At 67.7% G+C, this 26,784-nt stretch carries 20 protein-coding genes and 1 pseudogene; 7 read left to right on the forward strand and 14 right to left on the reverse strand.

All coding sequences use genetic code 11. From position 1 onward, the window contains the following. The 3 genes and pseudogenes from NA4_RS42250 to NA4_RS29140 form a co-directional block, all read left to right on the forward strand. Window positions 1-187: pseudogene (locus NA4_RS42250) on the forward strand (Hsp70 family protein); the annotation flags it as partial. A gap of 361 nt (window positions 188-548) precedes the next feature. Continuing rightward, the gene (locus tag NA4_RS29135) at window positions 549-1,556 is read left to right on the forward strand and encodes an AurF N-oxygenase family protein (protein WP_067477144.1); all 1,008 of its coding nucleotides are present in this window, start codon (window positions 549-551) and stop codon (window positions 1,554-1,556) included. 5 nt (window positions 1,557-1,561) lie between these two features. Further along, the gene (locus tag NA4_RS29140; RefSeq protein WP_067477149.1) at window positions 1,562-3,139 is read left to right on the forward strand and encodes an FAD-dependent oxidoreductase; all 1,578 of its coding nucleotides are present in this window, start codon (window positions 1,562-1,564) and stop codon (window positions 3,137-3,139) included. Window positions 3,140-3,258: 119 nt separating this feature from the next. Here NA4_RS29140 and NA4_RS29145 read toward each other — a convergent pair whose 3' ends face one another. Then, a complete protein-coding gene (locus NA4_RS29145; RefSeq protein ID WP_067477151.1) occupies window positions 3,259-4,020 on the reverse strand; it encodes an SDR family NAD(P)-dependent oxidoreductase in 762 nt (253 codons plus the stop codon). Between the two features lie 536 nt (window positions 4,021-4,556). On the opposite strand from NA4_RS29145, the gene NA4_RS43350 reads away from it, so the two are divergent. After that, window positions 4,557-6,740 (forward strand): Hsp70 family protein, encoded by a 2,184-nt coding sequence (locus NA4_RS43350; protein WP_169811141.1) that lies wholly within the window; start codon window positions 4,557-4,559, stop codon window positions 6,738-6,740. 248 nt (window positions 6,741-6,988) lie between these two features. After that, a complete protein-coding gene (locus tag NA4_RS29155; RefSeq protein WP_084497529.1) occupies window positions 6,989-7,783 on the forward strand; it encodes an HAD family hydrolase in 795 nt (264 codons plus the stop codon). 248 nt (window positions 7,784-8,031) lie between these two features. Here the strand turns inward: NA4_RS29155 and NA4_RS29160 are convergent, their stop codons facing one another. Further along, complete coding sequence (locus NA4_RS29160) at window positions 8,032-8,442, reverse strand: VOC family protein (protein WP_067477160.1); 411 nt, start codon at window positions 8,440-8,442, stop codon at window positions 8,032-8,034. A gap of 93 nt (window positions 8,443-8,535) precedes the next feature. Between NA4_RS29160 and NA4_RS29165 the strand changes: the two genes are divergently transcribed. Beyond that, window positions 8,536-9,477 carry a helix-turn-helix transcriptional regulator gene (locus tag NA4_RS29165; protein ID WP_067477194.1) on the forward strand — a complete coding sequence of 314 codons (942 nt, stop codon included), beginning with the start codon at window positions 8,536-8,538 and terminating at the stop codon, window positions 9,475-9,477. A 481-nt stretch (window positions 9,478-9,958) separates the two neighbouring features. Here the strand turns inward: NA4_RS29165 and NA4_RS29170 are convergent, their stop codons facing one another. Both NA4_RS29170 and NA4_RS29175 read right to left on the reverse strand, forming a co-directional pair. Further along, complete coding sequence (locus NA4_RS29170; RefSeq protein WP_067477163.1) at window positions 9,959-10,642, reverse strand: SGNH/GDSL hydrolase family protein; 684 nt, start codon at window positions 10,640-10,642, stop codon at window positions 9,959-9,961. 8 nt (window positions 10,643-10,650) lie between these two features. After that, window positions 10,651-12,060, reverse strand: coding sequence for an MFS transporter (locus NA4_RS29175; RefSeq protein ID WP_067477165.1), 1,410 nt, complete (start codon window positions 12,058-12,060; stop codon window positions 10,651-10,653). Between the two features lie 101 nt (window positions 12,061-12,161). On the opposite strand from NA4_RS29175, the gene NA4_RS29180 reads away from it, so the two are divergent. Next, the gene (locus tag NA4_RS29180) at window positions 12,162-12,788 is read left to right on the forward strand and encodes a TetR/AcrR family transcriptional regulator (RefSeq protein ID WP_067477169.1); all 627 of its coding nucleotides are present in this window, start codon (window positions 12,162-12,164) and stop codon (window positions 12,786-12,788) included. A 147-nt stretch (window positions 12,789-12,935) separates the two neighbouring features. On the opposite strand, the gene NA4_RS29185 is transcribed toward NA4_RS29180, so the two are convergent. The 10 genes from NA4_RS29185 to NA4_RS29230 all read right to left on the reverse strand — a co-directional run. Continuing rightward, window positions 12,936-13,535, reverse strand: coding sequence for an ADP-ribosylglycohydrolase family protein (locus tag NA4_RS29185; protein WP_067477172.1), 600 nt, complete (start codon window positions 13,533-13,535; stop codon window positions 12,936-12,938). A gap of 174 nt (window positions 13,536-13,709) precedes the next feature. Continuing rightward, window positions 13,710-16,193 (reverse strand): caspase, EACC1-associated type, encoded by a 2,484-nt coding sequence (locus tag NA4_RS29190; protein WP_067477175.1) that lies wholly within the window; start codon window positions 16,191-16,193, stop codon window positions 13,710-13,712. Further along, window positions 16,177-16,515 (reverse strand): hypothetical protein, encoded by a 339-nt coding sequence (locus NA4_RS29195; protein WP_157129374.1) that lies wholly within the window; start codon window positions 16,513-16,515, stop codon window positions 16,177-16,179. Before NA4_RS29195 ends, NA4_RS29190 begins: the two co-directional genes overlap by 17 nt. A gap of 119 nt (window positions 16,516-16,634) precedes the next feature. Further along, on the reverse strand, window positions 16,635-18,116 hold the full coding sequence (locus tag NA4_RS29200; RefSeq protein ID WP_067477181.1) for an ABC transporter substrate-binding protein: 1,482 nt from the start codon (window positions 18,114-18,116) through the stop codon (window positions 16,635-16,637). Then, window positions 18,109-20,154, reverse strand: coding sequence for a hypothetical protein (locus NA4_RS29205; RefSeq protein ID WP_067477183.1), 2,046 nt, complete (start codon window positions 20,152-20,154; stop codon window positions 18,109-18,111). Before NA4_RS29205 ends, NA4_RS29200 begins: the two co-directional genes overlap by 8 nt. 889 nt (window positions 20,155-21,043) lie before the next feature. Continuing rightward, entirely contained in the window at window positions 21,044-21,898 is an 855-nt protein-coding gene (locus tag NA4_RS29210; protein ID WP_084497531.1) for a sirohydrochlorin chelatase, read from the reverse strand. A gap of 1 nt (window position 21,899) precedes the next feature. Further along, window positions 21,900-23,195, reverse strand: coding sequence for a sulfate adenylyltransferase subunit 1 (locus NA4_RS29215; protein ID WP_067477186.1), 1,296 nt, complete (start codon window positions 23,193-23,195; stop codon window positions 21,900-21,902). Between the two features lie 215 nt (window positions 23,196-23,410). Then, on the reverse strand, window positions 23,411-24,343 hold the full coding sequence (gene cysD, locus NA4_RS29220) for a sulfate adenylyltransferase subunit CysD (protein WP_067477188.1): 933 nt from the start codon (window positions 24,341-24,343) through the stop codon (window positions 23,411-23,413). After that, window positions 24,340-25,056 (reverse strand): phosphoadenylyl-sulfate reductase, encoded by a 717-nt coding sequence (locus NA4_RS29225; RefSeq protein ID WP_067477191.1) that lies wholly within the window; start codon window positions 25,054-25,056, stop codon window positions 24,340-24,342. The genes cysD and NA4_RS29225 overlap by 4 nt, the downstream gene beginning before the upstream one ends. Before the next feature lie 20 nt (window positions 25,057-25,076). Next, on the reverse strand, window positions 25,077-26,784 hold a 1,708-nt coding region (locus NA4_RS29230), incomplete at its 5' end, for a nitrite/sulfite reductase (RefSeq protein WP_067477202.1).

Raw genomic sequence — 26,784 nt, forward strand, 5'->3', positions numbered from 1 at the left:
GGAGGCGGCGGCCGAGCGGCGACGCATCCGTCGTCGTCGCGCCCGTCGTCGCGCCGCTACCCGCGCACTGATGCTGTCCCGCCGGACCAAGCGCCGGTTGAGCAGGGCGGTCGTCGTCGCGGGGGTATGGACCACCGGGTTGGGGACGTCGCTGTTGGCAGCCGGAGACGGGGCGCTCATGAGCTAGGCGGCTGCCTCGCCTCCGCTCGGCTCGGTGCGGACTGGGGACGGACGTCGTCCGGCTGCGCTTCTCATAGAGCTGCCTCCGCCGCCGCTCGGCCCGGCGGCGCTGCGGACGATGCTCGTTCGGGGTGTGTCTTGTTCGGTTCTCTCCGCGTTCGATCGGTCGGGCGCGGGCAAGCAGACTTTCGCGGCGGCGTTGATCGGGCGAGGGTCTCGGCCGCGATAGGCAGGGCGGTCCGGCGGTGCGCGTGATGAGGGCGCGCATCGCCGGACGGCCCGAGCAACTGCTAGGTTGACGTAACTCTGCGTTGGTGTAACTATGGGATACAGTTAAATGGTTACATCGATGAGAGGCAGTGACGACGATGTCCGCAGCCGTGACGCCCGCAGTGGATCCCGATCTGGAGAAGGCGCAGGAGTACGCCGCGAAGCTGCTGCTGCTCTCGGAGGGATCGGTCGACAAGCACTTCGACCCGTTCGAGGACATCGACTGGGACAACCCCGATTTCGCCGCCGACGCCGGTGAAGAACGCTGGATCCTGCCGGTGTCCGCCGACCCGGTGGCCCGCCACCCCTGGTACCAGGCGCTGTCGACCGAACAGAAGATCGCGGTCGGCAAATACCGCCAGGCGAATATCGCCAAGGTCGGCCTGCAGTTCGAGTCGATCCTGATCAGTGGCATGGTCATCCACAATTTCGGCCTGCCGAACGGTTCGCCGGAGTTCCGGTACTGCTCCCACGAGATGATCGAGGAGCACAACCACACCCTGATGTTCCAGGAGATGGTCAACCGGATCGGGCTGGACGTGCCCGGCATGGGCCCGCTGGTCAGCAAGTTCAAGTACCTGGGCGCGCCGGTGGCGGCCTGGTTCCCGAACCTGTTCTTCATGGCCGTGCTGGCCGGCGAAGAGCCGATCGACCACATTCAGAAGCAGATCCTGCGCTCGGATGAAGAGGTGCATCCGATCATGCGCGGCGTGATGGCCATTCACGTCGCGGAAGAGGCCAGGCACATCTCCTTCGCGCACGAATTCCTGAAGAACCATGTGCCGCAGGCGAACCCGAGGCAGAAGTTCATTCTGTCGCTGGCCATGCCGATCGTCATGTGGATCCTCGGCCGCGCCATCGTGACCCCGCCGCGGGCGTTCTTCGCCGAGTTCGGCATCCCGAAGCAGGTTCGCAAGCAGCTGTTCTACGGGTCGAAGGAGGCCAAGCAGGTCTTCAGCGATTACTTCTGCGACGTGCGCACCCTGGCCAAGGACATCGGGCTGATGAACCCGGTCGCCAAGGCCGTCTGGAAGGCGCTCGGCATCGACGGCCACGCCACCCGGTATCGGTCGGAGCCGCTGCGCGCCGTGAGCAAGGCCGCCTGAGCCGCATGCCCTACGTCGTCACCCAATCCTGCTGCAGCGACGCGTCGTGCGTGTACGCCTGCCCGGTCAACTGCATCCATCCCACGCCCGACGAACCGGACTTCCGGACGGCGGAGATGCTGTACGTGGACCCGAAGGCGTGCGTGGACTGCGGCGCCTGCGCCACCGCGTGCCCGGTCGACGCCATCGTGTCAGCGAAGAAGCTGACCGAGGAGCAGAAGCCGTTCATCGAGATCAACGCCGATTTCTACCGGCAGACCCGGCCGCGACCGCTGCTGGCCCGTCCGGTGCCGGCGGCGCGGATCCACACCGAGCGTGCGCCGCTGCGGGTGGCGATCGTGGGGTCGGGGCCGTCGGCGATGTATGCCGCCGATGAGCTGCTGACCCAGCCCGACGTGTCGGTGACCGTGCTCGATCGGCTGCCGGTGCCCTACGGGCTGGCCCGGCACGGCGTCGCCCCGGACCACGACAAGACCAGGAAGGTCGGTGGGCTGTTCGACGTGATCGCGGCACAGCCGGGGTTCGGGTCGTACCTGAATGTCGAGGTCGGCGCGCACGTCTCGCCCGCCGAACTGTCCGACCACTTCCACGCGGTGATCTACGCGGTGGGTGCGTCGTCGGATCGCAAGCTCGGCATCCCGGGTGCGGGTGTGGCCGGCAACGTGTCGGCCACCGACTTCGTGGCCTGGTACAACGGGCATCCCGATTACGTGGATCGGGTCTTCGATCTGTCCGGTCGGCGTGCGGTGATCGTCGGCAACGGCAATGTCGCCCTCGATGTCGCCCGTGTTCTGACCAGTGACCCGGACGCGCTGGCGCATACCGACATCGCGCCGTATGCGCTGCGAGCATTGCGGGAGAGCAAGGTCGAGGAAGTGGTCGTGCTCGGTCGGCGCGGCCCGCTCGAATCCGCGTTCACCGTGCCGGAATTCGTCGGTCTGCTCGGGTGCGATGTGGACATCGTGATCGAGGGCGAACTGCCCGGTCTCGGCGCGGAGCTGCCCTTCCATGTCGAGCAGAAGCTGCGACTGCTGCACAGCGTGCGCAGCAGGCCGGTCGGTGAGCGTAAGCGGATCGTGTTCCGCTACCTGGTCGCACCCACCGAAATCCTGGGCACCGACCGGGTGACCGGCATCGAGATCGGCCACACCGAACTCGTCACCGATCCGGACGGAAGAATTCGCGCGGTCGCGACGGGTGAGACCGATCGGCTCCAGACCGGAATGGTGCTCACCTCGGTCGGCTACCGCGGCGTCGCGGTGCCGGGCGTGCCGTTCGACGAGAGCGCGGGAGTGATCCCCAACGCGGAAGGCCGCGTGCTGGAGCGCGCGGGTGGCCCGGTGGTGCGCGGCGCCTACGTCACCGGCTGGATCAAGCGCGGACCCACCGGTTTCATCGGCACGAACAAGTCCTGTGCCCAGGAGACGGTCCGGCAGCTGGCCGCGGACTTCAACGCGGGCCTGCTCCCCGAGCCCACCGGAACCGCCGCGGAGTTCGACCGCTTGGTGCGTCTGCGTCAGCCCGCGGTACGCGCCGGAGGAGCCGCTCGCCCCCGCGTCCGTCGTCTGCTGGCTCGCGCCTGAACTCCGCCTCGAGGTATCCGGCCTGCACCGGTACCTCGAGGCGGACACCTAATGGGTACGGTCGAGCGTGGTCCGACATCGGCCGGAGCGAAGGCGGAGGTACGCCTATCCCTGGTTGGTCAGCGTGCGGTGAATCCGCCATCGATGGCCAGTGCCGCGCCGGTGACGAAACTCGACTCGCCACTGAGCAAGTAGGCGCAGAGCGAGGCGATTTCGTCCGGAGTGGCGATGCGCCCCAGTGGGTGCAGGGCGGCGATGGCCGCCTCCCCCTCGGGTGTGGCGCCCATCGAATTACGGAACGCCGGGGTGTCGACCGCCCCCGACACCAGCGCGTTGACCCGCACGCCCTGGTCGGCGGCCTCCAGCGCCACCGCTCGGGTCAAGCCGACCACGCCGTGCTTGGCCGCTACATAGGGTGCCACCGAACCCATCCCGACCACGCCGAGATTCGACGCGTTGTTCAGGATCGCGCCGCCGCCGGAGGCCGCAAGCGCCGGAACCTGATGCCGCAGGCCATGGAACACGCTGGTGAGATTGAGCTCCAGGTCGGAGTGCCAGTCCACCACATCGATCTCCGCAATCGGACCGAACGCCTGCACGGCGCCCGCGTTGTTGAATGCCGCGTCCAGGCGACCGTGTTCGGACAGCGCAGCCTCGGTCAGCCGGGCTACGTCCTGCTCCACCGTGACATCGGTCGGCACGAACAGCGCACGCCCACCGGCCGCGCGGATGTCGGCGGCCACCTGCTCACCCGCGTCGATGCCGCGTGCGCCGAGCACGACCGCGGCGCCTTCGGCCGCGACCCGCATCGCCACGGCCTTGCCTACGCCCGAGCTTGCGCCGGTGATCAGGACGACCTGCTCGGCGAATCGTGTTGGCATGGTTTCGCTACCCTTTCCACTCTCGATCCCACCTCGGTGATGGGGCTCGCGGTCGAGTCAAGCCGGGCGGCTGGGGTGATGCTGGCGCGAATCGGACGTTGCGTTGATACATCAACGAGCTGTCCTTGGTGGCGTCCGCTGAAGGTTCGTAGCAAGGGCAATCTTCTGGTAACCGACCGATAAGTGTCTGTCGTACGGTGTGTTTCAGCGCCGGAAACCATCCGCCGGTTGGATTGCCGTGGTGATATCAAGATCGCTGTGAAGTAGCGGAATGTTCGCGTACGCAACCGCATTCGGTCATGTCGAGCGGGGTGAACACGACAGTGCTGGTGTGCTCACCTGGCAATTCGGACGATTGTGGCGATCGTCGAAACTTTTCATATCAATTGCGTATCCACACGATCGTGAAACAGCTAACCTGTGGTGGCTGTTTGGAAGACGACCGCGGCCACAGGGGAAATCCATGTGATGGACGTGGTCACGGTGCGTTGACGGGATAGCGAATGACGACAGGTCTGGGATTCAGCATCGGTGCAGTGAACTCCGTGACGGCTTCGGTCACCGCGGAACGAACGCGTCCAACGGTGCGGTCGCGGCGCACCGCGGTGACGTTCGACAGCGCGGGCGGCCTGCGCCTCGGGGGAATTCCCCAATTCAGCATGGCGGTCACCGATTTCGCCGATCTGGGTCGTGATCCGGACACGGTCATCGTCGGCGGGCGCATCTGGTCGCCGGCCAACCTCGTCGCCGCGGTGGTGAACGAACTCCGTGCGGTCGAGCCCGGTGCGTCCGAAGCGGGAGTCGTGACGACGTACCCGGCGATGTACTCCGACAAGCAGGTCTCGTTACTGCGTCAAGCACTGGATCTATCCGGGGCGAGGGACGTTCTTCTGGTGCCGGAACCCGTCGCGGCCGCGGAATGGCTGGAACACGAGCACGGCCCGTTGGAGACCAGCTTCGTGTTGGTCTACGACCTCGGCGGCACGAGCCTCGACGTGACCATCGTGCGGGTCGGCCCGGACTGGGACAACCATCCCATGATCGAAAAGCCGGTGCGCTCCTACGACTTCGGCGGCAGGCCGCTGGGTTCGATGATCGCGCGCTACGCTCCGGATGTATCGCCCAAGTCCACGCGTCTGTCGATGACCTCTCTGGTGGACATCGACGGACTACGTGTCGCACACATACAGGACTCCCTGGAACTGGTCCGTGACTGTGTACGGTCCGCGGGCATCACGATGTCGGACATCGGTCGCATCCTGCTGGTGGGCGGCGCGTCCCGCCCGGCCGAAGTGGCGCGCGTGCTCGGCGAACTCGGTCGGCCGGTGGTGATTTCGGCCGACCCGGGCCATACCATCGCCGCGGGCGCCGCACTCATGGCGGCTCGCACCATGGCGCTCGGCGCCGCGAGCGAGCACGGCAATGCTCCGCGAGTGGCAGTGTTCTCCAGTGCGGCAGTGGTTTCCGCGGTCGCGATGTCGGCCGTGACCGTGTTCGGTGGACCGACCGTTCCCGAGTTGTCGCCCATGCTGGACCGTCTTCCGGATCTCGGGGTACCAGCGGACAACCTGCTTCACGAGATGGGCGGCGAGCATCTCGCGGAGGCTTTGTCGCGAATGTCCGCGCCGGCTGGATGGAATACGAACCAGGTGCTGCCCGCGCTCCTATCCCCGCGAGCTTCCGCTTACACCCGATTCATTACACCGGTGCCGCGCAGCGCGGGCTATGGTCCTTCGGTGTCCGAGTCGCGGATCGGCTCGCACCGCGATCCGCGAAACTGCTGTAGCCCGGGTGGATTGTGGCGCGGCGGATATGGCGATCCTGCCTACTTCGCGAATCCGCTGCCGTTCGGCCCGGTCATCCGGCCTGCGCCCAAGGATCCCGCTAGGCCTCCCTCATCCGATATGCCCAGTCGGCCAGTGGTCGGCCACCCTCCCGACGCCGGTCTGCCTCCCGGGTCGGGGCAGCTTCCCGTTCCCGGAGCCGGGACGCCGCTGACACAGCCCGGCACGCCCATCCCGGTACCTGGCGTGAATCTTCCTGCGCCGCAGGATACTTCGACCATCCCCGGGAACAACGCGGCTGCTGGCTCGGCCAACCCTGGCGCGACGTCAGGGGCCCGCACGGATCCTCCCGCTACCGGCCCCTCCGACACGGAGGGTTCAGGGGTGGCATCGGGCGGTCAAAGCGGCTCTTCCGAAGCGAGCACACCAGGAGGGGCGACCGCGGGCACTTCGCCGGGAGGTTCCGATCAAACCTCCCCCGGCGGAACGTCTTCAGGCGCGGATTCCGCCAGCGGCACCGCGTCGACCAGCGGCTCGACGGGCAATTCCACGCCGGATAGCTCCTCCGGTGATCCGTCTTCGGATGGCTCTCCTGGTGGTTCTTCGTCGGGTGGGTCGACCAGTGGTTCCTCGCCGGTCGGATCGACCGGTGGTTCTTCGCCGAGCAGGTCGGCCGGTGGTTCTTCGCCGGGTGGCTCGACCGGTGGTTCTTCGTCGAGTCGGTCGGCCGGGGCCTCGGCCGGTGGCTCCGCATCCGGCGCGCGTCCGGGCGGCGCGTCGTCGCGGGGTGGGTCAGGCGGCAACTCCCCGGGCGCTTCGTCTCCCGGCGGATCATCGAGTCGGCCGGGCTCGGTCGGGGGATCGCGGCCGGGCGGGTCGTCGGGCGGACGAGCCGGGGGCGCGAGTGGCGCCGGTGGCGGAGCCAACGGTCGCTAGTAGCGGCCACCGAGGTCGACCGCGTCGAGGTGCGTGGTTTATCGAAGACGGCTGCGGTCTTGCGGCGGATGAACCAGCGAGTGAACGTCGCGTTCCGATGTCGGCGTCAGCCGAATGGTCGCGGCGCCGGCGACCATTCGCGTCAGCGCAGTGGGAGACGTGTAACGGAACGAATCACTCGGTGGGCGTTCAGTTCTCGGCGCACAAGTTTGCCGACGGGTATCGCATCGCGGAGGCACAATAGGTTGATGGCATCCGGGGGACCCCAGTTGATCGCATTGGATGTGGACGGGACGCTGCTGGATACCGGCACACCGATCAGTGCACGAGTGCTCGCGGCGGTACGCGCGGCCGTAGCGGCGGGTGCGCATGTCGTGGTGACGACGGGGCGAACCCTGCTGGCCACGCGTCCCGTGCTGATCGAACTCGGCCTGCGCGACGGGCACGCGTTGTGCTCGAACGGCGCCGTGCACATCGACGTGGCCAAGGTGGAGGCGGTCGCGGTACAGACATTCGACCCCGCGCCCGCCATCACCGCGCTGCGCGCACTGTTCCCGGAGATGATCTTCGCGGTGGAGAAGGTCGGTACGGGAACCTGGGCCACCGGCGGCGGTCCCGGCGAATACTCGCTCGGGGAGTTCCTGCTCGTCGACCACCACGTGTTGAGCAGCGAGCCGACCCCTCGGCTGAACGGTTGGCTGCCGGACGGTTCGCTGGAGGAGATGCTGCTCGCGCTGCGCTCGCTTCGCGTGCCCGGCGCGAGCTGGGTGCACGGCGAGTTCGGGCCGTGGCTCACGGTATCCAGGGAGGGCGTGTCCAAGGGCTGGGCGCTGGAACGTCTGCGCACCGCGCTCGGCGTCCCGCGCGACGCGACACTTGCCATCGGCGACGGTTACAACGACCGCGAGATGCTGTCCTGGGCAGGACATGCGGTAGCGATGGGCAACGCGCCCGCGGAGATCCGCGACCTTGCCGACGAGGTCACCGGTCACGTCCTCGAAGACGGGGTCGCGACGGTCCTGGAACGCTGGTTCCGTCCCTGACAGCTCGGCCGAGAATGCCGCCGCTCGGCCGCTCAGCACCGGCGTCGGTGCGGTCATTTCGCCCAGACCTGCCAATACCGCTGCCGCTGCGGCGTGCCTGTGGAATGGCCTGCGGCACACAGGATTACGTCGACCGGACGGATAGCGCTTCACTCGATCGACTGACGTTCGGCGGCGCAATGGTGAAGCGACGGTGGGCGGCGTGGCGTCGGGCGTGCTCGCTTCGCCGACGCCACGCCGTCTCGCCGCTACGCCGGGCCGGTCTTGGCCAGGACTTCGAGGTAGTGCGGGTTCGACATCAGCCCGAGGACGTTGCCGAACGGGTCGACCACCGAGGCGGTGACGAAGCCCTCGCCGTTGCCGCGCGGGGTGATCGGGTCGTAGACCGTCGCGCCGAGTTCCAGCAGCCGGTCGAAGGTCGCCTGCAAATCGTCGACATGCCAGTTGACAATGGCGCCACCAGGGGCGTTGCGCGCTCCGGCCGGGGCGTACGCGCGGTTCACGATGCCGAATTCGTGCTGGTAATCGCCGATGCGGAACTCGTAGTAGCCGTTGGGGACGTGGTAGTAGGGCTCGATGCCGAAGAACTCGCTGTACCAGTCCTTGGCGGCCTCGAGGTCGTCGGCGTAGAAGGTGCTCGTCGCCATTCCGCGCAGCATGGGGTTTCTCCTTCGGTTCGTTCTTGCTGGTGAATCCATCATCCGATCTAAAGTGCGCACCAAATGATCACTTTCAACGGCAGAATTGTGCACATGCGAGCGGACAGGTTGGTGGCGATCCTGCTGATGATGCAGACCCGTGGGCGGGTGACGGCCGCGCAGGTCGCCGCGGAGCTGGAGACCTCGGTCGCCACGGCGCGGCGAGATCTCGAGGCGCTGTCGGCGGCCGGGGTGCCGGTGTATCCGCAGCCGGGACGCGGCGGCGGGTGGTCGCTGGTCGGCGGCGCACGGACCGACCTGAGCGGGCTGACCGCGGGGGAGGCACGGGCGTTGTTCCTGCTGGCCGGTCCGTCCGCGGGTGCGGTTCCGGAAGCGAGATCCGCGTTGCGCAAGCTGGTGCGGGCACTTCCGCACACCTTCCGCGGCGACGCCGAGGCAGCGGCCGACGCCGTTGTGATCGACCCCGCCCGCTGGGGCGCCACCGACCGTGAATTGCCGCCGGTGGTGTCGCTGTTGCAGCGAGCCGTCGTGCAGCGCAACAAGGTTCGGCTGCGCTATGCGAACCGGACGGGCGAGCGCTCCGAACGCCTCGTCGACCCATGGGGTCTGGTCGACAAGGATGCCGTCTGGTATCTGATCGCGGGGACCGAGCGCGGACAGCGAACCTTCCGTGTCGATCGCATCACCGAGGCGATCCCAACCGAGGAAATCGCCGATCGCCCGGACGATTTCGATCTCTCCACCGCCTGGGCGGAGGTAGTCGAGGAGATGGAGCAGCGGCGCGCGACCCTCGCCGCGACCGTCCTCGTCCCCGAGCGCCTGCTGCCGATCCTGCGTGACCAGCAGGGCAGGAACTGCGTCGTGGACGGCCCGGCCGACGACGGTCGCGTCCGGGTCAGCATCACCGCCCCGACGGCTTGGATGCTCGCCCAGCAACTGGCTGGTTGGGGTGCGTCGATCGAAGTTCTCGGCCCACCGGAGGTGCGCGCCGAACTGGCCCGCCTCGGCGCCGAACTACTCGACCGCTACCGGTGACACGCGATGTGCCGCTTCGCAGAGGTTCATCCAGGGCAAGGTATCCGCAGGCCCCGGCGTCGGGTCGGCTCCCGAAGCCTCGGTGCCGGGTGCTGCCCGACCTGGGTGGGCGCGCCACTTTCCCGGCACCCTGACATCACCGAGCCCGAATACCTCGGCAGGAATCCGGAGTCGGTGCTGTGCGAACACCAGCGGGTTCCATCCCTTGCATGGTCTGCAACGAATTCCTTGTAATTCGTTGCTGGATACCAGATTCAGTACGGACTGGTTGGTAACTTCACTGGACGACAGGAGGTAACGTGATGATTCCTCGCTTCATCGATCAAGTTGTCCGTATGGTCTCCGAATTCTTTGGAATGCTTCTGATTCCGTAGCTGATCCGGTCGGGTCCGGGGTGCTTCTGCTCCGGACCCGCGCCGCGTATTCAGGTTGTCCGACTGAGCTTTTCGCGTGTTTCGCTTCGCCACGTCCCGATCGGGGATCAGCGAGGGGCAGGAATGTGGTCGGCTAACGTCCGCACCATGTCCGAGGCGAGCACCGCGTGACCGCTCATGCTGAAGTGGATGAGGTCGGCGCTCATCAGGTCGGGGCGCAGGCGCAGCGGGTGGTCCCAGAGCTCGAGCAGAAGCGCGTCGTAGCGGGCGGCCAGCTCGCGAACGAGGTCGTTGAGCGCGGCCATCCGGTCGCGCATCGGGCGCATCGGCGCCATGCGCTCGACTTCCCACACATCGGCCAGGGTGAAGGTGACCACCTGCGCCCCCGTGCGGGCCAGTGTTCCGAATAGGGTGTCCAGGTTCTCGCGTAGCTCGGCGATGTCGCCGCGCGGCAGGAAGAAGTCGTTGCCGCCGCAGCTGAGATGCACCAGATCGGGCCGGAATTCGAGCACCGATGGCAATTGTTCGGCGAGTACCTGGGCGGAGGTGGCGCCGATCCGGCCGGTGTTCAGGTACGCGAGACCGGGGCGCACGGCGTTGAGCACTGCGGCGACGCGGTCGGCCCAACCCACGGGCTGGTATCCCGGGCTCGGGTCGCCGACGCCCTGGGCGATGGAGTCGCCGAGCACCGCGTATCGCCGCCATGGCGCCTCGACGAGCAGGCGGCGTTGTTCTTCCAGGGGCAGCAGCAGCGGGTCGTTGGATTCGGTGCGAATGTTGTTGTCGCTCACGGGGAGTCCTAGCTTTCCGTGGTGAGATGGGTGCGAGTGGGCAGGGCCGCCAGGCAGGCGGCGACGGCGGCGATGCCCGCGCAGACGGCGAACAGGGTGTGGAACGCGCCGAGCGGATCGCCGGGACGCGCCGCGAATACCGCGGCCAGCACGGCGACGCCGAGCGCACCGCCCACCTGCCGCGCCGTCAGATTCATGCCGGTGCCCGCGGCGAATTGCTGCGGCGGCAGCGAACTCGCGGCCGCGGTGCCCAGGATGGTGACGAGGAACCCGATGCCGCCGCCGCCCAGCACGCCCGCGGGAATCCACGCCGACCACAGCGCCGGAGTCGAACCGAAGGCGTCCGTGCTCATCCAGATCGTGCAGGCGACGAACATCAACGCGCCGAGCACCCCGAGCCACCGCCTGACCGCGGGAGAACCGACCCGTCCCGCGACGGTCGCGGTCACCATCGAAGCCACCGCGCCGATGGTCATCGCGCCCGCGGAGCCGAGCACCGAATAGCCCCAGATCGCCTCCAGGAACAGCGGTCCCGCCAGCAGCCAGGCGAACATCGCGGCGCCGAAGACGAACGAGGTCGCGTTGGCGAGCGCGTACGACCTATTGCGCCAGAGTTCCACGGCGATCGCCGGATCGCGGTGGCGCGCCGAGCGCGCGAGCGCGGCCACGACCAGCACCCCGCCGCCGATCAGCGCGGTGAGCGTTCCCGCCGAGGTCCAGCCCCACCGTTGCCCTTCGGTGACGCCCGCGACCACACCGCCGAGACCGAACGCGACCGCGAGCGTGCCGAGCGGATCCGGTAGCGCACTGCCTGGCGACCGGACATCGGCGGACGGAACGCGGGCCGCCGCCGCGATGAGCGCGGCGGCCACCGGCACGTTGATCACGAAAACCGCTCGCCAGCTGAACCCTTCGACCAGCGCCCCGCCGAGCGCGGGGCCGACCACCGCGGCGAACCCGCCGGCGGCCGACCAAGCTCCGATCGCCGCGCCGATCTTCTCGCGTGGGGTGGCGGCGAGCACCAGTCCGAGAGCGGACGGCACCATCAGCGCCGCGGTGGCGCCTTGCAGCACCCGGCCCGCGATGAGCCAGCCCGCGGTGGGGGCGAGCCCGCACAGCAGGGAGGTCAGAGCGAAACCGGCCAGGGCGCCGAGGAAGAGCCTGCGCCGCCCGAGCGCGTCGGCGAACCGGCCCGCCGGGGTGAGCAATGCGGCGAAGGCGACCGCGTATCCGCTGACCACCCAGGTCAGCGTGGTGGCCGCCGTGCCGGGGTAGTCGCGGGCGATCGAGGGAAAGGCGATGTTGACGACCGAGAGGTCGAGGAAGGCGATGAATGCCGCGCCGCAGGCGATCAGCAGTGTGCGGGTAGCCGCGGTGGCGGTCGGCGGGCTTTCGGCCCGCGCGGACGCGTCGGTCATGGGAGTCCTTCGGGAATCGGGAACAAAACGCACGATCGTTCGTACAATTAAAGTACGACCGTACGTTCGTATATGCAACCGCTGCGTGGAAGAATGGGGCCATGACCGAGTCCGTCACCGATCAGCGCTTGGCCAAGGGCGCGCGATCCCGGGCAGCGATCGCCCGGCGGGCCGCCGACGTGGCCTCCGTCGAAGGCCTGACCGGGATCAGCATCGGGCGGCTGGCCGGCGACCTCGGCGTCAGTAAGAGCGGCATCGCGACACTCTTCGGCAGTAAGGAGAGCCTGCAACTCGCGGCGGTTCAGTCCGCGCGACAGGTGTTCATCGACGAGGTGATCACACCCAGCATGAGCGAGCCCGGTGGACTGCCGCGCCTACGCGCCCTGGTCGAGCGCTGGTTCGGCCAAGTGGCCGACCCGGCGTTCCCCGGCGGATGCTTCCGCGTCGCGACCCTCGCCGAGTTCGACAGCAGGCCCGGCCCGGTCCGCGACGCTATCGCCGAGGACCGCCGGGACTGGCTGGCGTTGCTGGTCAAGGAGATTCGCCGCGCGCAGGAACAGGGCCAGCTCGGTTCGCGCACCGCCGACGCCATCGCGTTCGAACTGGACGCGGTGATCGCCGCGGCGCACACCGCGCGGCAGATGGGTGACGAGCGGGGTGTCGCCACCGCCCGCACCGTTGTGGACGACCTGCTCGGCCGACCCGCTAGTCGGTCGGCGAGCCGTTGACCACGTAATCCGGAGTCGAGGCGATCCGGGCCCACGCTGGCCGCCACCTCGCGCTGGCACCAAACATCGCGCAGCGTGCGGTCGACCTGCTCCATCCAGGTTTGCGAGTTGGCGCGCTCGGCGAGGCCCATTGTGCCGTCACATCAGTCAGCGGTGTCCACAGGATACCGGCTCGCCAGCGCGGACCTGTCGCGATAGCCGAAGTTCACCACGAGATCGTCGGCGACCTGCACCAGCTCGTCGCGGGCCCTCCACCGCGGCCACCCAGTCGATCGGCAGCGCGGACAGTCCGTGCACGACGCCGACCAGGTTGCCGGTCACCGCACCGGTGGAATCGGAATCGCCGGAATGGCTCACCGAGAGCAGCAGCGCCTCGCGAACGTCACCGGTGCGGGCCGCGTGCAACGCGCAGTACACGGCAACCGCGAGACACTCCTCCGCCACCCAGCCCGCACCCACCTGCTCGACCCGCTCCGGGGTCGCCGGAGCCGCATCGGCGATCGCGACAGCGCGGGTCAATGCGGCGACCGTTTCGTCACCACCGGGAAGCGGGGCCAGCTGATCAATGGTGTCGCGCACCGCGATCCGCACCTCGGCCCCTTGCAGTACACGGTCGATCAGCGCCGCGAATGCACCGGCGGCCAGGTAACCCGTCGGGTGCCCGTGGGTCAGTTGACCGCACCAGGCGGCGATGGCGAACGCCAGGTCGGGCCCGAAACCCGCCATACCGAACGGCCCGGACCGCATCACCGTGGCCGCACGCCTTCGAGTCGGAATGCACCGCGACCGGGCTCGCCGAACGGGACCGGTGCGAGGCAACGAGGTAACCGTGCGACTGCCTGCTCAGGCCACGGATGCACGCGTTTCCCGGCGCGCGCACCGCATAGAGGAACGGCAGGCTCGCCAGCAGCCCGGCCGATCTCAGCGGTCGGGCCAGGCCAGCCCGTTGAATTTCGGTGGCTGACCGGGAAGAACCTCCAACATCGCGACCGGCTTGCCGACCGGGTTTCCGGCCTCGTCGAACGACAGCTTGCCGCTGGCGCCTGACACCACTATCGGGTTGCTCAGCCGGGGCATTGTCTGCAAGACATGGCCCGTGTCCACCTGGGTGCCTCCATCGCCAGCCGCGAGGCGAATGATCTGCACCGCCGTCAGCACCGCGTCGTAGGCGATGATCGCGACGGCGTCGTCCAGCCCGCCGTCCGCCGACAAGTCTCGATAGCACACCTTGTCTTGGTTCTCTCGGCACTCGTCGCTGAACTGTTCGATCGAATGGGTGTCGAATATGTCCCTGGAATCACCTTCCCACGCCTTCGGGTGCGCCAGCTCGGTATAGATCACGGAAACGCGGGTAGACAACGCTGTCCCCACCGAGACGGGAATCGGAGAGAACGTCATGTCGTCACCGGTGAGCACCTTGATCTCGACCTCTGTGCATTTTCGCTGCGCCAACGCCTGAATGAACGTCGTCGCGTGCCGCGCCCGCCCGGCGAAGAACACCACGTCGGGCTTTGCGGCACAGATGTTGGGCATCATGTGGTTGAAGGTGTTGTCCACGCGTGGACTACGCGAATCGTATAGCTCCGTGGAACCGGTGAACCGGCCGCGTCGGAAGTAATTCGTGAATTCGTCACCGAGCGTTGCCGAATAGCGATCGTCCGGATCCCAGTTACGTACCAGCACGGCGCGCTTTGCGCCCCAACCAGCAGCATGGTTGGCGGCTGCCTGTGCCAGCGCGGCATTGGTGGGCGACACCCGCAGGAAGCCGTCGATCTCCGAGAGATTATCCGCGGTCACCGTGGACCCGATCATCGGCATCCGCGACTCCGCCAGCCGCTGCATCGCGTGCACCGCGTTGTCGACACTGAGACCGATACCGGTTACGGCCACGATGCGTTCGCCAGCGCGAAGGCGCTCGAGCTCGTCGAGTGCCGAACGCCACTGTCCCAGCCCGCTGCCTGCGTTCGCGAGCAGCAGCCGGATCAACGGTGTGCGTCCCCAGCGTTTGGTGTCATTGGCTGTGCGTTGGGCCAGGTGCGTGCCCTCCAAGTGGTGGCGGACCCACTGCACAGACACCACATCGTCGGCGCGCACCGTCATCGGCAGCAACACGACGACGCTCACATGGTCCGCACCTGACGAGGCGACCTCGCTGTTCTCCTTGCGGATCCGCTCCTCGATATCGGCCAGCTCCGGCGCGAACACCACGCTGCCATCGGTCACCCCGACGCACTCCTGGTACGGACCTACCCGCGCGACACCGTCACCGCAGCGCTTGGTCCAATCCACCACGGCGGGCACAACGACCAGAGCCGCCACCAGACCGACGACAACCGCCGAGGCCGCCCCGGAGATCAACGCCCACCGACGCCACGGCGGCGCAGGCGGCACGGTCCGATCAGTCACGAGCCTCTCCTCGCGCGTCCGTAAGACCGCGCGCGCAACCTTGGCGACTTCTGGCACATCGTGTGCCGCAATGCTTTTCAGGACGGTCTCGGCCTCTGGCCAGGCATCCGGGTCGGTCAGGAAATCACCGAGAGTTCTGACCGCCGCGGCGCGAATGGTCGGATACGGGCTAGCGAGTCCGTCGCGCAGTGCTGCGGGAAACTGCCATCCGAGTTGCGTGGAGTCGCGAGGATTGCGAGCAAGGATGATCGACCCTTCGGCGCCGTAGAGCCACAACTGCGGGCTCTGATGGCCGCCGCGGGCGCGAACGTAGTCTGCGGCGTAGGCGTGTGCCTCTTCGACACTGATGTAGCCGTCGCCGTCGCGATCGGCGCTACCGTCTGCCATGCCTTTGATCAGCCCGGTTGTAAAGGCCGATCCCGTCTCCGCATCCGGAGTGTCGTCGGACAGAGGGACGCCTTCGTAGGAGTACTCCTCCGCACGTGAGGCGGTCAGGACGGCCCGTCCGCGGGAGTTGCCGACTAACCGGCGTTCGAGGTCGATGTCACCGCCTGTCTTCGTCCGGTCGAATGCGCCGGAAAAGCAGCAGTCCAGGATGACGACCTGGCTTCGGGCGCGGCATTCGTCCAATCGGTTGAGCAGCCAACTCGATTCGAGTGCAGTCGAACTGAGCTGTTGCTTATCCGTGTCGGTGGCCGCGAAATACAGGTTCCCCCGGCGGTCGAGCACACCATGACACGACAGGTACACCACCACGACATCCTCGACGCGGCGGCCGCTCAGGAACTTGTCAATTGTTCGGCGGATGGCGTACTCGGGCTGATCGAGGACGTCGGTCACGGTGAAGCCGCCGATCTCCGGGTCGGCCAGAACCTTGCGCAAGGCCGCCACATCCTGCGCGGGAGCCCGCAGCGCGTTCAAGCCAGGATCGCTGTAGGTGCTCGTCGCCACCAGCAGCGCGGCGCGGGCGCCGACCCGATGATCAGGTTGTGGAACCATGACGCGCCAACCACACGGCGAGCAGTTGCTCCTGCTGTGCGGCGGTCGCGCCGGTCAGCTTGATGGTGTCGCCGTCGATCGTCAACTCGACGCTGCGTTCGGTGCGGCTCAGCCAATCGCGGATCTTGGCGAACACCGCCTTCAGGGCCGCCGGACCGAGTTTCACTCCCAACGTCGCGATCAACCCCGAGGCGGACTTCGCGCCATCGGGAACCTCGCCGCCGTCTACTAGCTCGGCGGCGTCGATGTCGAGGTCAAGTAGTTCGCGCCGCAACGAGAACGCCGAAACCAGCTCGTCGCCGTCCTCAGGCACAATCCGCACCAGTAGATCCCACTCGCCACGCACGCCGGCCTCCCCGTCGATTTCGGTTGCCCCACATCGTAAATGCCGCTTGGCAACCGCGCGGCGCAGACGGCTCCGGGGAAGTTCGTTCACCGAACTCAGCGGTCGGGCCATGACACCCTGTCGAATTTCGGTGGGTGGCCGGGAAGGACCTCCAACATCGCGACTGGCTTGTTGATCGGATTTCCGCCATCGTCGAACGACATCTTGCCGCTGGCGCCCGGTACAGCGGTCTCGCCGTTCAGCCGGAGCATTGCCTGCAACACATGCTCCGGTCCCAGCGTGTTGCCGCCACCGCCGCTCCCGAGGCGAATGGCCCGCACCGCCGTCAGTACCGCGTCGTATGCGACGATCGCGACGGCGTCGTCCAGCCGGTCCGCCGACAGCGTCCGGTAGCACGCCGGACCTTGGCAGTCGTCGCTGAACTGGCGGATCGAATCGCGATTGAATACGTCCGGGTGATTCCCATTCCACGCGTCCGGGTGGGCCAGCTCGGTATAGACCACGGAAACCTGGGAATCCAGCGCCGTGCGCAGCGCGACGTCGGGGATCGAATAGAACGCCATGTCGTCGCCGGTGAGCACCTTGATCTTCTTGTCTTGGCAGTTTCGCCCCGCCAACGCCTGAATGAATGTGGTCGCATGCAGCGCCCGCCCGGCGAAGAACACTACGTCCGGTCCGGCAGCACAGATGTTGGGCATCATGAGGTGAAAGGTGTTGTCAACGCCGGGATTCACCGAATCGTATAGTTCCGTGCGGCCGGTGAACCGTGGCGTGCTGCCTTGGAAGTACTTCGCGAATTGGTCACCGAGCGTGGCCGTATAGTGATCGTGCGGATTCAGGTCACGCACCAGCACGGCGCTCTTCGCATGCGACTCAACATAGTTGGCAGCCGCCCGCGCCAGCGCGGCATTGGTCGGCGACACTCGCAGAAACCCTCTGATGCCCGTCAAGGTGTCCGCGGTGATGGTGGACCCGATCATCGGCATCCCGGAATCCGCCAGCCGATGCATTGCGTGCACCGCGTTGTCGACACTGAGACCGATACCGGTCACGGCCACGATGCGTTCGCTGGCGCGACGCCGCTCGAGCTCGTCGAGCGCCGAACTCCACTGCCCCAAACCACTCCCGGCATTCGCCAGCAGCAGCCGGATCAACGGTGTGTCTCCTCCCATGAGTGTGGTGTGATTGGCCGCGAGCTGCGCCAAGTGCGCGCCTTCCAAGTGGTGGCGGACCCACTCCCTGGTCACCACATCGTCCCTTTGCCACGTGATCGGCAGCAGTAGGACGACACTCACATAATTCACACTCCTCGAGACGACATCGCTGTTCTCCTTGCGGATTCGCTCCTCGATATCGGCCAGCTCCGGTGCGAACACCACGCTGCCGTCGGTCACCCCGACGCACTCGTCGTAGGGGCCCACTCGCGCGACACCGTCTCCGCAGCGCTTGGTCCACTCCACCACGGCGGGCACGCCGACCAGCGCCCCGACCAGAGCGACGACGACCACCAAGACCACCCCGGAGATCCACGCCCACCGCCGCCAGAGCGGCGCGGGCGGCACGATCCGATCAGTCATCAAAACCTCCCCGCGAGTACTTCGCCGCGCGTTCGAACAACAGGACAGAGCCGGGTCCGCGGCCACGGGCCAGCTCACGGAACTGGCCCGCGATCGTCTCGTTCAACGTCTGCTCCGGATCGCCGAGCGGATCACTGCGCACCCATAGACCCGCGACCAGCCAGGCCAGCGCGTCATCCCTGCCGAATCCATTGCCGCGCACGAGGTCCCGAACGTGGTCGATCGGCGCCCGCTCGACGTCCAGGCGATTCGGTGCCGACGCGATCAGATCCAGCTCCGACAGCCACACCCGTGCCCCGGGCACATCGATCTCGTCGTCGTCGCCCGCGAACGGCCGCCCAAGGTAGTTGACAACGGCGGTGAGCTGTCCCAGCGCCAGTTCGTGATAGCACGCGGCGACCTCCTGCCCGCCGCGGCGGTAGACCGTCCGGCACAGCACGTGCGTCCGTGTCCAGTTCCGCGGATCGGCATCATCACGAGCGGCCAACTCCCGCAAGAGAATCCGGCGCAGCCAAGGATGGATCTGCAGCTCCGGCGGCACGCCGTGACGCTCCCGGATCCACAAGTGGTTACGCAGCGACTCCAGCAGACCCTCCCCGTTGGGCACCTCCGAGTCGAGCACTTCGGGTCGATACAGCATCTCGACGTTCCGAGCGGCGGAGGCGGTGACCAGATCGCGCCGGTCCGGCAACGCCGCGAAGTCCCGCAGAAATTCCTCGCGCATGCCTTCGTGCACTGTCGGGCGGCAACCATTTTCGGTCTCGACGTCGGGTTGCCACGGGCGCGTCTGGTCCAAGACTTGGCGGGCCGCGGCCAACCGCGCTCGATAGTCGGCCCGGGCCAACACGGCAAGAACCGCGGAACTGCCACCTGGGTGCCCCGCCGTCAACCCACGCACGAAATCGGCGACTCGCGGGGGATCGTAGAGGCGGCGATCCGCCGCCAGCTGCACGATGTCCTGCACCGTGAGCCTGCTCAAATCAATCAGATACCACGGACTCCACGGGCACTCCGCCGCGGCATCCCGCGGCCAATCGGTCTGGATGTCCGACGGCCTGCGTGGCGCGGGCCAGCTCAGCGTGCCGGTCCGGTGCTCCGGCGGACGCTCGTCCTCGCGATCGAACCGATACCCACCGGGACGGTGCCAACTGTCGCTCCAGTACGGGATCCACGTCCGGCTGGCCGCGACCACCACCATCGGATCGAACTCCGTGCCCGCCCTGCGCCGCGCCTCCTGCAAAGCCAGTAGAAATTTCCGCCCCGCCGGAGTATGCACATTGTCCAGCAGCACAACGCAATTCAGCGTCCGCTTCGATCCCGCGAAGCCGGTGTAGGCTCGCCGGAGGTCACCGAGGAATGCCTCGCAGAACAGCGCGTCGGCCTCGGCACGGAGATCGGCATTGCCATTGGCGTCCGCACCGTCGTCGTGTGCCCACATGGCCAGGTCGATGAGTGCGTCCTCTGGGTCGGCCCGCGAGTCGCGCGGACGCGGCACGCCACGCAGTAACCGCCTGCGGACCAACCGGCTCAGGCCCCGCAGCAGCACATCGACGGCCGGAGCTGTCCAAGGAGGCAGGCCACCCGCCGTCCCGGTCAAGCCCACCAACTCGACGATGCTCGCGCGATTGCGCTCGATCGGGTGGGACTCCACCAGGATCCGGCGCAGCTGACGCAGCGCCTCCCGGCGATCGTGGGCATGCGTGTGCAGTGTGCTGCCGACCACGAGCAGGCACAACGACAGCTGCGGAAAAGCCAGCCTGCCGAACTGGCCCCAATGTTTACTCAGTTCGAAGGCCAGCTTTCCGAGCGCCTCCCGCGGCTCTCGCTCCCCGCTCTCGAAGTCCAGATAGGCATGCGGGACCAGCTCGCATCGAGACTTCAACGTGCGCAACAGCTCTGTCTTGCCGGTACCACGCGGGCCGAGCGCCACCACCACCGGTAGTTTGCGGCTCTTCCCCTCCGGCCGCTCCAATAGCTGCTCGATCAGCCAGCCGGTAACCGCGTGCAACCCACTCAGACCCCACTCATCCCTGGGCATCGCCCCTCGATCCTGCGTTCGTGCGCTACTGCTGACTAGAGCGTTTTCGCTGTCGGCACACGACGAATCACGCAGTCGAACAAGCGATTTCGCGGATCCGGCACGTGTCGCCGTCGCCCCCGGCCCGATGCATACCGCATTCCCACTGCTGGCAAACATCGTCCGTAGAGACAACTATAATGTGCCGCCATTCACATCGCGCGCGGCGCTGGCATCACCCGCGAACTATCGGAAGAATCCCGACAAGTCCACGGGCGCACCGCTATTCAACGGCGGAATTCACCCCCAACGCGGCTAAAGTTACGCAAACCGGCAAGTCGGTAGCGGCCTGTGGCCGGATACCGCCACTCCGGCGCTGGCCCCCGGCCGGATTCGATCCGCACCGGTGCACCAGCTGAGCAAGCAGCGCGCGGCTGGACTCTCGGCGGGGTTGTGCATGGTCGTAGGAGGCGATCCAGTCTGGTATCCGGCACGTCCCGTGCGAAACAGTCGTCGGCGCGGCGGTGCGGATATCGATCCGGCACGGGCATCTACTGCGCCCACCAGCGTCCGGTGAACCTGCGCGACGGCATGTGGATGACGCCGGGCGTGTGCGGTCGCCCGCGCGAGGGCGAGGTAAAGGAGACCCCTCGGTACGCTGCCGCATCGCGCCGATGCATTCGCGGCATCGAGTGGTGCGCACCAGCGCGGAGCGGGTCGGCGGGGTGCTGAGATCGGTGCGCACCGCCGACTGCATCACGTCCTGTGCGCTGGCGGTGCTGTCGGCATCCAGCTCGGCTAGCCGCCCCCAGTAGGCCAGCCTGCGCCGGGCTGAGCTACGCCGACGGTACCGAACGCGGGCGTGACGGCTACCTCTCGGTGGGAAGATCGGCGCGTCGATCTCGCCGGGTCAGGCCGAGAGCGCGGGAGTTTCGGTGACGGCCGCCTGGTAGCGATCCAGGATGACGTCCGTGAGGGCCGGATGCGCGCCGAGCACGTCGGCGTGGATGACGTGCGGCGCCGCGCCGACCAGGCGATCGGTCAGCAGGCCGGGTGCGAGGAACCAGGGCGCGACCAGGACGTGGTCCGCGCCGCGGGCGCGTAGACGCGACACTGCCTCGGCCACCGACGGTTCGGTGGTCGCGAAGCAGATCTCGGTGAGCCAGCCGGTGCGGGCGGCGAGCCGTGCGGACACCTCGGCGGTGCGCGCGTTGGCGGCGGCGGACGACGACCCGACCGCCGCGACCGCGACGCCGATCCGCCGATCCGCCGACTGCTCGGCGTCGCGGGCCGCGAGGACGCGATCGCGCAGAGCGTCGATCAGCAAGGCGTCGGCACCCAGGACATCGGCTTGAGTCAACCGCAGTTGGGGATGGCGCGCACGGGCCGTTGCGAGCAGGCCGGGCAGATCGACCCTGGCGTGGAAGGCGCTGCCGAGCAGCAGTGGCGTGACGGCGGCGTGTGTATGGCCTTGGGCAGCAACGGAATCCACGACTTGTTCGACCGAAGGCGCGGTAAGGTCGAGAAAGGCCGTGCGCACGTCGATGTCGGGCCGCACGGCCGCGACGGCCGCGACGACCGCGGAAACGGTCGCCGCTGATCGCGGATCGCGACTTCCGTGCGCCACCGCGATCAGCGCGGGCGGCCTCCCCGCGGTGACCCGACCGAGCTGTGGGTAGCCGAACCGGGATGTGGCGCGGCCCGTTCGGCCCGCCGCGGTGCTCGCGACCGGCCGGGCGCCGAACGGGGCTCGCGCTACCGTCATGTCAGACTCCGGTGCCGACCTCGACCGCGGTCAGCACATCGCCGACCAGACCGGCGGCCAGCGTGTTACCGCCCGCCGGGTCGATCAGCAGGAAGCTGCCGGTGTGCCGGTTCACCCGGTAGTCGTCGGCCGCGATCGGATCGGCGACGCGCACGGAAATTCGTCCGATGTCGTTGAGCTCCAGCGACTCCGGGTTCGGATCGGCTCCGAGGCGCTGCTCGTCGAACCGCTCCAGCAGTGCGCCGACGATGGCCTGGGTGGTCCGGGTGCCGTGCTTGAGCAGCAGCCGGGCGCCGGGGCGCAGCGGCTTGTCGCCCAGCCAGCACACGGTGGCGTCGAACGTGTCGATGGGCTCCGGCGCGTCGGCGGCCGAGGCGATGATGTCGCCGCGCGAGATGTCGACCTCGTCGGCCAGGATCAGCGTGACGCTGCGGCCGGTCTGCGCCACCGCGAGCTCGCCGTCGGGGGTGTCGATCCGCTCCACGGTGGTGCGGATACCGGAGGGCAGCACCACCACCTCGTCGCCCGGCGCGACCGAACCGGCCGCGATCTGTCCCGCGTAGCCGCGGTAGTCCGGGTATTCGGCGGTGCGCGGCCGGATCACGTACTGCACCGGGAAACGCAGGCCCAGCGCGTGACTGCCGGTGCTGTCGGCGTCGACCGGCACCGACTCCAGGTGCTCGATCAGCGAGGGACCGTTGTAGTACGGGGTGTTGTCCGACCGGGTGGCGATGTTGTCGCCGTGCAGCGCGGAGACCGGGATCTCCAGCACGTCCTCGCTCGACCAGCCCAGTGTGCGGGTGAGCTCGGTGAACTCCGCGGAGATGGCCGTGAAGACGGCGGCGGCGTCGTCGACCAGGTCGATCTTGTTCACCGCGAGCACCAGCTTCGGTACGCCGAGCAGCGCGAGCACCGCGGCATGCCTGCGGGTCTGCTCGATGACGCCCTTGCGCGCGTCGACGAGCAGGATCACCAGCTGCGCGGTGGACGCGCCGGAGACGGTGTTGCGGGTGTACTGCACGTGCCCGGGGGTGTCCGCGAGCACGAAAGAGCGGCGCGGCGTGGCGAAGTAGCGGTAGGCGACATCGATGGTGATGCCCTGTTCGCGTTCCGCGCGCAACCCGTCCACGAGCAGCGAGAGATCCGGTGTGGCGAGACCTTTGTCCACCGACGCGCGGGTGACGGCGTCGATCTGGTCGGCCAGGACGGACTTCGTGTCGTAGAGCAGGCGTCCGACCAGAGTGGACTTGCCGTCGTCGACAGAACCGGCGGTGGCCAGCCTCAATAGGTCGGACATATCAGAAATAACCCTCTCGTTTGCGGTCTTCCATGGCGGCTTCGGACACCCGGTCGTCGCAGTGGGCACAGCGCGCCGCGTTCGGTCGGGGAGTCGAGAGACGCCGCATCAGAAGTAGCCCTCTCGCTTGCGGTCTTCCATCGCGGCTTCGGACACCCGGTCGTCGCAGTGGGCACAGCGCGCCGCGTTCGGTCGGGGAGTCGAGAGACGCCGCATCAGAAGTAGCCCTCTCGCTTGCGGTCTTCCATCGCGGCTTCGGACACCCGGTCGTCGCCGCGGGTCGCACCGCGTTCGGTCAGTCGGGACGCGGCCACCTCGGCGAGGATCGCCTCGTTGTCGGCCGCGTCGGAAAGGATGGCGCCGGTGGAGGATCCGTCGCCGACGGTGCGGTAGCGCACCGAGCGGGTCTCCAGCACCTCGCCCTCACGCGGGCCGCCCCACACGCCGGGTGTCATCCACATGCCGTCGCGCAGGTACACCGGACGCTCGTGCGCGTAGTATATGCTCGCCAGGTCGATGTCCTCGCGGGCGATGTAGCGCCAGATGTCCAGCTCGGTCCAATTGCTCAGCGGGAACACGCGCACGTGCTCGCCCGGCGCATGGCGCCCGTTGTACAGGTTCCACAGCTCGGGACGCTGACGCTTCGGATCCCACTGCCCGAACGCGTTGCGCAGCGAGAAGATCCGCTCTTTGGCGCGCGAGCGCTCCTCGTCGCGGCGGCCGCCGCCGAACACGGCGTCGAACCGGTTCTCGCTGATCCCATCCAGCAGGGGGATGGTCTGCAGCGGGTTGCGGATTCCGTCGGGCCGCTCGGTGAGGCGGCCGTCGGCCAGGTAGTCCTCCACCTTGGCCACGTGCAGGCGCAGGCCGTAGCGTTCGACCACCTTGTCCCGGAACTCCAGCACCTCGGGCAGGTTGTGCCCGGTGTCGACGTGCAGCAGCGCGAACGGCAGCGGCGCGGGCCAGAACGCCTTGAGCGCCAGGTGCAGCAGCACCGTGGAGTCCTTGCCGCCGGAGAACAGGATCACCGGCCGCTCGAATTCGCCCGCCACCTCGCGGAAGATGTGGATCGACTCGGACTCCAGCGCGGCGAGTGTGTCGAAATCGCTGATGCCGAGCGAACGTTCGCTACGAATCGTTTCGGTCATGATTGATGCAACCCGCATTCGGTTTTGGCGAGGCCGGCCCAACGGCCGCTTCGCGGATCGGCTCCCGGCTCCGGCTTCCGTGTGCACGGAGCGCAGCCGATGGATGGATACCCCTCCTCCACCAGGGGATTGACGAGGATGCCGTGGGCGGCGATGTAGTCCTGCATCTCGTCGTCGGACCACGGCGCGATCGGGTTGATCTTCACCAGTCCGAACGCCTCGTCGAACGAGATGAGCGGCGCGTTCGCCCGCGTCGGCGCCTCCACCCGGCGAATGCCGGTGACCCAGGCGTTGTATCCGGCGAGCGACTTCTGCAGCGGGACGACCTTGCGCAACCGGCAGCACTCGTTCGGCTCGCGGGCGAACAGATCCTTGCCGAGCAGCTGATCCTGTTCGGCCACAGTGTGTTCCGGCCGGGCGTTGATCACGTTCACGCCGTACACCGCTTCCACCGCGTCGCGGGTGCCGATGGTCTCGGCGAAGTGGTAGCCGGTGTCCAGGAACAAGACGTCCACGCCGGAGCGCACCTGAGAGGCCAAGTGCACCAGCACCGCGTCCTGCATGTTGGAGGCGACGATGTAGTTCGAGCCGAAGGTGTCCTCGGTCCACTGCAGCAGTTCGGTGGCCGAGGCGCCGTCGAGTTCGGCCGCACCGCGCGCGGCGATGGCGCGGAGCTCGTCCTCGGACAGCTTTTCCGCGAGTTCGGTTGTCACAGTTGATCTCCCGTCGACACTTATCTCAGGTCGGCCTCGTCGGCGCGTACCGCCCACTGCGCGAATCGTTCGCCGTCCTCGCGCTGCTTGACGAAATTGCGCACCACCCGCTCGACGAAGTCGCCGAGCTCGCCGGTGGTCACCTTGTGCTGACGCAGCTTGCGTCCGAAGGCGCTGTCGAAACCGAGGCTGCCACCGAGGTGAACCTGGAAACCCTCCACTTGATTCCCGTTGCCGTCGTCGACCAGCTGGCCTTTGAAGCCGATGTCGGCGATCTGCGAGCGGGCGCAGGAATTCGGGCAGCCGTTGATGTTGATGGTGATCGGAACGTCCAGCTGCGCGTTGAGATCCGCCAGCCGCTCCTCCAGCTCCGGCACCAGCGCCTGGGAACGCTTGCGCGTCTCCGCGAAGGACAGTTTGCAGAACTCGATGCCGGTGCAGGCCATCAGGTTGCGCCGCCACAGCGAGGGGCGGGCTTGCAGGCCGAGCGGTTCCAGCTCGTCGATCAGCGCGTCGACCTTGTCGTCGGCAACATCGAGCACGATCAGTTTCTGGTACGGGGTGAACCGGATCCGGTCGGAGCCGATCCGCTCCACCGCGTCGGCGACCTCGGTCAGGATGGTGCCCGACACCCGGCCCGCGATGGGGGAGAAGCCGACGGCGTTGAGCCCGTTGCGCAGCCGCTGCACGCCGACGTGATCGATCGGCTCGGTCGGCTGCTCCGGCGCGGGGCCGTCGATCAGCTTGCGCTTCAGGTACTCGTCTTCGAGCACCTGACGGAACTTCTCGATGCCCCAATCCTTGATCAGGAACTTCAGCCTGGCCTTGGTGCGCAGGCGGCGGTAGCCGTAGTCGCGGAACAGCGAGACCACGCCTTCCCACACGTCGGGCACCTCGTCCAGCGGCACCCAGGCGCCCACCCGCTGCGCCAGCATCGGATTGGTGGACAGGCCACCGCCGACCCACAGGTCCAGACCAGGCCCGTGCTCGGGATGCACCACGCCGACGAACGCGACGTCGTTGATCTCGTGCACCACGTCCTGCTGACCGGAGATCGCCGTCTTGAACTTGCGCGGCAGGTTGGAGTACTCCTTCTTGCCGATGTAGCGGCGCACGATCTCGTCGATCGCGGGCGTCGGGTCGATGATCTCGTTCAGAGACTCGCCCGCCAGGGGCGAACCGAGCACCACGCGCGGGCAGTCGCCGCACGCCTCGGTGGTCTTCAGGCCGACCGCCTCGATCCGCTTCCAGATCTCGGGAACGTTCTCCACCTCGATCCAGTGGTACTGCACGTTCTCGCGGTCGGAGAGGTCGGCGGTGTCGCGGGCGAACTCGGTGGAGATCTGACCCAGCGTGCGCAGTTGCGCGACGTTCAGCGCGCCCGCGTCGCAGCGGATGCGCATCATGAAGTACTTGGCTTCCAGGACGTCGATGTTTTCGTCGCCGGTCCAGCTGCCGTCGTAGCCCTGCTCGCGCTGGGTGTACAGGCCCCACCAGCGGAACCGGCCACGCAGGTCGCCCTTGTCGATGCCGTCGAATCCGGTCTTGGCGTAAATGTTCTCGATCCGGGCGCGAACGTTGAGCGGGTTGTCGTCCTTCTTGGACTGCTCGTTCGGGTTCAGCGGCTCGCGGTAACCCAGCGCCCACTGGCCCTCGGCCCTGCGGCGCACCGGCTTGCCGGTGCGGACACGCGGCCCTGCGGGCGCCTCGCGGCGGGGCCGGTCCGGG

Origin of the sequence: Nocardia amamiensis NBRC 102102, from assembly GCF_001612745.1 — a bacterium.
GTDB lineage: Bacteria > Actinomycetota > Actinomycetes > Mycobacteriales > Mycobacteriaceae > Nocardia > Nocardia amamiensis.